The 7,116-nt window shown below is 40.3% G+C and carries 6 protein-coding genes and 1 tRNA gene; 2 read left to right on the forward strand and 5 right to left on the reverse strand.

The window, feature by feature from the left end; translation table 11 throughout:
* Positions 1 to 99 precede the first annotated feature (99 nt).
* From Q4533_RS19315 to Q4533_RS19335, 5 genes are all read right to left on the reverse strand, one after another.
* Positions 100 to 1,065: a hypothetical protein gene (locus Q4533_RS19315; protein WP_102476062.1), complete on the reverse strand. Its 966-nt coding sequence runs from the start codon at positions 1,063 to 1,065 to the stop codon at positions 100 to 102.
* Positions 1,066 to 1,248: 183 nt separating this feature from the next.
* Positions 1,249 to 2,538: an NTP/NDP exchange transporter gene (locus tag Q4533_RS19320; protein WP_303503852.1), complete on the reverse strand. Its 1,290-nt coding sequence runs from the start codon at positions 2,536 to 2,538 to the stop codon at positions 1,249 to 1,251.
* Positions 2,539 to 3,162: 624 nt separating this feature from the next.
* Positions 3,163 to 3,248: transfer RNA gene (locus tag Q4533_RS19325), tRNA-Leu, on the reverse strand.
* A 203-nt stretch (positions 3,249 to 3,451) separates the two neighbouring features.
* The gene (locus Q4533_RS19330) at positions 3,452 to 4,039 is read right to left on the reverse strand and encodes a uracil-DNA glycosylase family protein (protein WP_102531537.1); all 588 of its coding nucleotides are present in this window, start codon (positions 4,037 to 4,039) and stop codon (positions 3,452 to 3,454) included.
* A gap of 60 nt (positions 4,040 to 4,099) precedes the next feature.
* Positions 4,100 to 5,479 carry a leucine-rich repeat-containing protein kinase family protein gene (locus Q4533_RS19335; protein WP_102440274.1) on the reverse strand — a complete coding sequence of 460 codons (1,380 nt, stop codon included), beginning with the start codon at positions 5,477 to 5,479 and terminating at the stop codon, positions 4,100 to 4,102.
* Between the two features lie 140 nt (positions 5,480 to 5,619).
* On the opposite strand from Q4533_RS19335, the gene yqfB reads away from it, so the two are divergent.
* Together yqfB and Q4533_RS19345 are read left to right on the forward strand one after the other, a co-directional pair.
* Positions 5,620 to 5,940, forward strand: a complete 321-nt coding sequence (gene yqfB, locus Q4533_RS19340; protein WP_303503854.1) for a N(4)-acetylcytidine aminohydrolase — start codon at positions 5,620 to 5,622, stop codon at positions 5,938 to 5,940.
* Positions 5,941 to 5,967: 27 nt separating this feature from the next.
* Entirely contained in the window at positions 5,968 to 6,681 is a 714-nt protein-coding gene (locus Q4533_RS19345) for an SGNH/GDSL hydrolase family protein (RefSeq protein WP_303503857.1), read from the forward strand.
* Positions 6,682 to 7,116 lie beyond the last annotated feature (435 nt).

The following is a 7,116-nucleotide window of genomic DNA, read 5'->3' on the forward strand; positions in this document are numbered from 1 at the left end:
TTATTATTGAGTTCGAAGACAGAATTGTGAAGCATATTAACTAAATTGCAGTTACACAGAATCTGTTACACCCTCTCTTCGAACTTAATCGCTTAACCTTCACCAAACCCGATGCCAAAGCCCCGAGCTGTAATATTCTTCATCAGTCATGCCACTCTTTCGCTGCTGTTCCTCAAAATGTTGTTTTACTTTTTGAAAGCGATGCTCAATAGATTCCAATCTGAGGTGAGCTAATTGTTGCTCAGATAGACCACTCGCTCGGAGTCTTTTTTCTAGTTCTTCAATTTTCCAATCTCTCATCCCTTGCATAAACTGCATGCTAATAGCATCTGACTTTAACTTACTTAGCTTACAAGTTCGGATGTCTAGCCGAGGCCCTCGATAAAAAGATCTAGAGTGATCGATGGCCCAAATTTTACCAAGATAAGCTTTTTTCCTGTCCGTCACTTCATTTGGGTCTTCAAATCTTTCATTCAGATCGACTAAAAGGTTGCCAGCATGCCTGTCAACATTGCCAATAATACAATCGAATGTTTTGATTTCTTTTATTTGGTGATTTTTATATTCGGCGGATCCCGGGTAAGGCAGGCTAAGAGCAGTTAAATCGTAAAGCACGACACTATTCTCTACCCATAATTGCAAACTGCCTTTTCTCAATTTTTTACTCGGTTTTAGCCCTTTTTTCCCTATTGGTATACTTCGAAGCACTGTCGCAGGAATAATATTAAGGCCAAGGTATTTTGAAATAATATATGCTGCTAATTCATTGTAGTAGCTATCGTAATACATTAAACCAACGTTACCTCTAGCATAATCTTTTACTGTTTTATCTCGAAAGGCGGCACGTATCTGTACACTATTTTTGACTAAACCTACCCTGCGAATTTCCATAATACTTTCTTTTGTCGTGAACGCTTTAGCAACACTTTTAGAAAGATTAATATCGCCATCATTTAATAAGTCAAAGATAACCGTTTCATCTCGGATTAAAGGAACGGTTACAGCGTGAGACAAGAAAGCGACTAAATATATCGTCAGAAAAAAAGCCATCTTCAAATATTGCATATTGCGCTCCTTCTATTCAATCGATGAGATATCACGCTGGTAAAGTCTATTTTTAAGGGCGATGGATTTCACTTATATCGATATATTTAGGCTCTTTAAGCCACAGATAACAAATCCGTTTATGACAATGCAACTACTTAAAATTAGTTAGCGCTTAGCAAGACATCAGAATTAAAACAGGTATTAATCATGCTCATTGACCAATTGCTTATGCTTGCGAGCAAGGTTAAATGACAATATTATCCAAAACAGGGAAAGCACCAGATTAACCGCCGCAAACTCATAATGATCAAGCTTGAATACTTTAAGGCCAATAAAGATGATCACCACATGAGCCAAATCTCCCAAACGCCAACAAAATGCATCGATCACAGTCTTCCCTTCAAAAATTTGTTGCTGATTTAAAGGCAGAAACAGTGCATGCCGGGCAGTATTTTGTAATGAATAATCTATGCTATTTTCAGCAATCTTTATTAGCTTAAATAGGGTGAATATAGGGATAAAAGTCGCTAATCCATAGCCCACAAAAGCGACAAAGGGTAAAATTAGAATGGCACCATGTATATGGATCCACTGGAATATTCGAGAAACCAGTAATAGCTGAATTATCATGCTGAATAAGTTTACCCAAGTGTAAAAGTCACTGTAAAACTCACCTATAATCAGTTTGACATCGGCTCCCTGCTGCGCATGAATTTGCACCCATTTGGCCAGAATGTATTCTCCTGTAGTATTCACACAGTTGAGTAACACTACAAACCCAGCAATCACCAACAAGTAACGATTATTCAGTACGGTATCAAAACCTGCTTTGAATGAATGACCATGGTAGTCATTTGTTTGTTTTTTTTTAGATTTCAGTCCAATTAATTTGGGTAACCACATGGTCGCGATAAGTAAAACCGCAGCGACGAGCATCAAGCCTTCAGCGCCAACAAGCTTAAATAGATGTTTGCTAATTTGCGCACCTAATAATGATCCTAAAGATGCCCCTGCTGCAATAAAAGCAAACAAGCGTTTACCCTCATCTGGACTGTAAATATCTGCAGCATAGGCCCAGAACTGGGCAATTAACAGCACATTGATCACACCTAGCCAAACGAAGAAAGGGATTGAAATAGGCACCTTAAACAAATAAAGCCCCCAGAATAATAACAAGCTCACAGCCACAGCTAAGGTGACTCGGGGCAATATTTCATTCGTTCCCTGAGTCCTTATCCAGCTAGCGTATAAAGGCACCAATATCATTAACACCAATGCTTGAATCGCTATCGTGTAAGTGCGTATTTCAGCGGTGTGTTCAGAGAGGATGAGTGCTTCACGGATAGGCTTTAAAATGTAATACAGCAACAGTAGCAAACAGGCGTAAGCGGAGAGCATCAAGGTTGACTTACCTTCTCCCGGTTGCACATGAGTAAACAATCTCATTAAGCGTTCTAGGTAACTTAAGTCGTTCCTGCTGTTTGCTTCCATACCTGTAAATAATACCTTGTTTACTTTCAGGGTATCGAAAAGCTTAGCAGAGGCATGTGTACTGTCAAATATGTAAAGCTAAAGGCAACACTCATCCCAGCGACGTAAAGATATTGATTGAGAGGATTTTTTATCGTCTAAAAATCCGATATGGCTAATTGATTTAATACATTAATTTAGCAAGAACAATTCAAATAAGTCCGTCAACAATAGTCGATGAATCTGATTGATTTCGTCGTTTTAACACACCTGATACGGATCAGGATTTCAACACAAAGTTTCAATGTAACGCGGCTAAATTTAGCTGTGTTCACTCGTGGTACTCGCCAGACTTGAACCGGCACGCCCTATTTTAAAACGATGAGGGATTGTTATATCTTGTCATTCATTTAGCAAATTTCAGATACAAAAAAGCCTCAACTAATGTTGAGGCATTTTGGCACCATACTGACGTATATTTTTGATAATAAAACTGATGGTACCCGAGGCCGGACTTGAACCGGCACGCCCTATTTTAAAACGATGAGGGATTGTTATATCTTGTCATTCATTGAGCAAATTTCAGACACAAAAAAGCCCCGACTAATGTCGAGGCTTTTTTGCACCATACTTACGTATGTAATATGGTACCCGAGGCCAGACTTGAACTGGCACGCCTATTAAGCGAGGGATTTTAAATCCCTTGTGTCTACCGATTCCACCACTCGGGCAAACTTGTTGTAACTTGTCGAAACAAGCTACGGAATCTGTTTTCAATTGCTGCAATTGCTTGCTGCCGCTGAACTTGGTGCATACTTTACTGGTTTTTCAGAATGGATCAATAAAAAAATGAAACTTATTGTTCAAGTGCTGACTTTGCAATCAATTCGTCTAAAAACATAGCTAAATTAGCCCTTTTAATTAAATATTTCACTTAAGCATGCAAAATATTCTGCACTGTCGATTTTATTACTGGTAATAAATCTTCAGCAAACCATGGATTTTTTGCTAACCAAATATTGTTGCGAGGACTTGGATGAGGCAATGCAATGATGCCCGAAGGTAAATTACGCCAATGTTTAACAGTTTCTGTCAGCGTTTGTTGCCTGTTTGGCAAGTGATAGTCTTGAGCATACTTGCCTATAAGCAAAGTTAACTTCACATCAGTTAAGTGGTTAAGTAAGGGTTGCCGCCACGTTTGGGCGCACATTTTCATTGGCGCTAAATCACCGTTTTTCCCCTTACCGGGATAACAAAAGCCCATGGGTAAAATCGCAATCTGTTTAGGGTCGTAAAGGGTGTCTTTGTCGATGCCTAACCAATCTCGTAACCTGTCACCACTTTTATCATCAAACGGGATGCCAGACTTATGCACCGCAAGGCCTGGAGCTTGCCCAGCAATAAGAATACGCGCTAGCGGATCAATTTGAATCACTGGGTTAACGCCATGGGGCAACGCATGCTGGCAAAGCTGGCATTGACGTACTTGTGCAACTAACGACGTTAATGACGCTGCAGGCATAACGCTCCCCTATCCTGTTTATAAATTTAACTATCTGGGTCTAAATATAAGCGACGATTGTTAATCCAATAACTGCTGTTGAATGGTGGCTAATTGCTGCTGGATATGAATAAACTGAGGTCGCATCGCTACGTCAGCCTGCAAACAACTAGACACTATTTGGCTTAATTGGCTAATGATCTGACTATCTGCAGTTGCTAACCTTAGCTGGTTATTATCATGGCCTGTAAATTCATTAAAATGCCCCAATACGTCATCTAGCATATTACCTAATGCTCTGACTTCAATGGCTTGCATATACGCTGCTTGCTCTACTGCAAGCGCTGACAAGTCCGTTGCTGCGCCAAAATCACCAAATAGCATATTGGCATCACTATCAATCATGGTGTTGTGAGCGTATATATCGCCATGACTGACTTTATGTTGATGTAAATGGGCTAGCGCAGCTGCCATACTGCGCATAACGGTGACGATTTGCCTTAGGGATATATCCATGTCATCACAAAAGGTATCGCGAGTACAGGTTTCCAGTGACGGCGGTAAACCCAAGTTGTAATAACGCTGAGGAATGAGCTCCATGACTAAACCAAGATTGTCAGCATCAGCAATAAAGCCAAGTACGCCAATTAAATTAGGATGAAAGCCTGCTTGCAAACAGCAATGTAATTCATCTTTTGGGTAACCATCTGATGTCACCGCACCTCTGAATATTTTCACCGCTACGTCCAGTGCTGTGCCAGAGTCCTGCTGCCATTGTGCTTGATAAATCACCCCTGAAGCGCCTTGGCCTAATTGCTCCCCTAATGATAACTGCGCCATTGGCGTTAACGCACAACCACTATTAACAGCAGCGTCATCACTATTGATAACAGGCGCTGTTATAGGATTGCCACTAAATGCCAACCAAGCTAAATTGGGCAGTTTGAATAACCAATCTGGAATAACAGTCAATTCATTGGCTGAAATACGTAATAGCTCTAGTGATGTACATTGACTCATTGATGGCGGCAAATTGTTGAGCTTATTGCCTGCCATGGCAAACTTCTGTAGTCGATGTAGCTTGCCAATGGATTGAGGTAATTGCTCAATGTTATTGTCAGTGAGAATTAACCAGCGGGTATCAACAGGAAAACAATCTTCGGCAACTGTAGTTATTTGATTGGCTTTAAAACCGATCATTTCAAGCTTTGGGCATTTAGCAATGACATCTGGGATGTCAGTAAAACAATTAAACGATAGGAATAAAATTTTAAGCTGTTGCAACTGCTCAAACTCATCAGGTAGCGATGATAAACGGTTATTCGACAAATCAAGCACTTCAAGGGAATCAGCAAGCTTAATAATTTCCATGGGAAAACTGGTTAACCCTTCAGCTATCTGTAATCGTTTTATCTTGTTTTGGTGTAATTCACCAGACTGTAATTGAGCTAAAGTATGCAATGGAAATATCCTAAAATAAGCAGTAAGTCGCAATGGCGCTCATGATAAGCCAAACAGATAAACAAGTTAAGGCAAACCTCAGTAAACTGATTTACTATAACGCACAATAAACCTGCAATTAATAAAGGCTCAAAGCCACTATGCCAGCACTTAACAGCATCACTTTTTTCAGCCGCTTTGAAACAGACATTCTGTCAGGCGCTAAAACTATTACCTTACGCGATGACAGTGAATCCCACTTTATTGCAGGTGAAACGTTAACCGTATCCACCTTTGAGGAAGATAAATGGTTTTGCGACATCAAGGTTATTTCCGTTAATACAGTGCCATTTACACAATTAACCGACTTGCATGCGCAGCAAGAAAATATGCCCTTGGCAGTATTAAAAACCTTAATACAGGAAGTGTATCCGGGTATTGAACAGCTTTATGAAATCAAATTTAAGGTCGTAACCCCTTAAATAAGCACATAACAAAGGAATGTAACATTGCACTATCTAACACTAATATTTTTATGGCCTATTTATTTAGTACAGGCTATTTGGGTAAAAAAAACCACCATAAAATTACCAGAGCCAAGCGGCGAGCGCGTTAATGCCTCATGCCGTTCGCCACAATTGTCGCTACTGATCCTAGGTGACTCTGCTGCAGCGGGAGTTGGGGTAAGCCACCAGCAACAAGCACTGGCGGGAAACATGGTTAAGCGGCTCTCTAATGATTATCAGCTCAATTGGCAACTGGTGGCCCAAAGTGGCTATAGCACCCAAAACTGCCTCAATAAAGTCAAACTCATGACCCATAAAAATCAGCTAACAAAAGCAGATGTTATTGTTATCTCTCTGGGCGTAAATGATGTGCTGAGTCCAATATCGGCAAAAACATGGATATTACAATTAAGTGAGTTGTGCGCATTGATCACATCAAAGTTAGGTGGAACACAAATTATCATTACTAATGTGCCTCCAATGGATCGATTTCCAGCGTTACCACAGCCTTTTAGGTGGTTTTTAGGCGCAAGAAGCCGAGAGTTCAACTTAGCTCTTTCTAATTGGGTTCAAACAAGCTCACTGCCATGCGAACAACTTAATATGGAATTGACGTTAGCTGATGCGCCAATGGCCATTGATGGGTTTCATCCAAGTGAGGTTATTTATGCCCACTGGGGACAACAAGCATGCGACATGATTAAGGTGAAAGCGTAAGCCAGACTTCAACCACACCCCTTCAAAATAACTTTAAGAAATGAAATTGATATAGCCAAATTGCAAACACAAAAAAGCCCCAACTAATGTTGAGGCTTTTTCGCACCATACTCTTTAATACTAAAAGTCGTATATAAACGCTTTATAGAAGAATAATGGTACCCGAGGCCAGACTTGAACTGGCACGCCCTATTTTAGAACGACGAGGGATTTTTTAGTAAAATCATTCATTCCAACAAATTTCAGATACAAAAAAGCCCCAACTTAAAACGACGAGGGATTTTATCTTTCGCCAACGCTCGAATTACAGGCACAAAAAAGCCCCAACTAATGTTAAGGCTTTTTCGCACCATACTCTTTAATACTAAGTCGTATGTAAGCGCTTTATAGAAGAATAATGGTACCCGAGGCCAGACTTGAACTGGCACGCCCTAT

It is taken from the genome of Shewanella sp. 6_MG-2023, assembly GCF_030547195.1.
Taxonomy (GTDB): Bacteria; Pseudomonadota; Gammaproteobacteria; order Enterobacterales; family Shewanellaceae; genus Shewanella.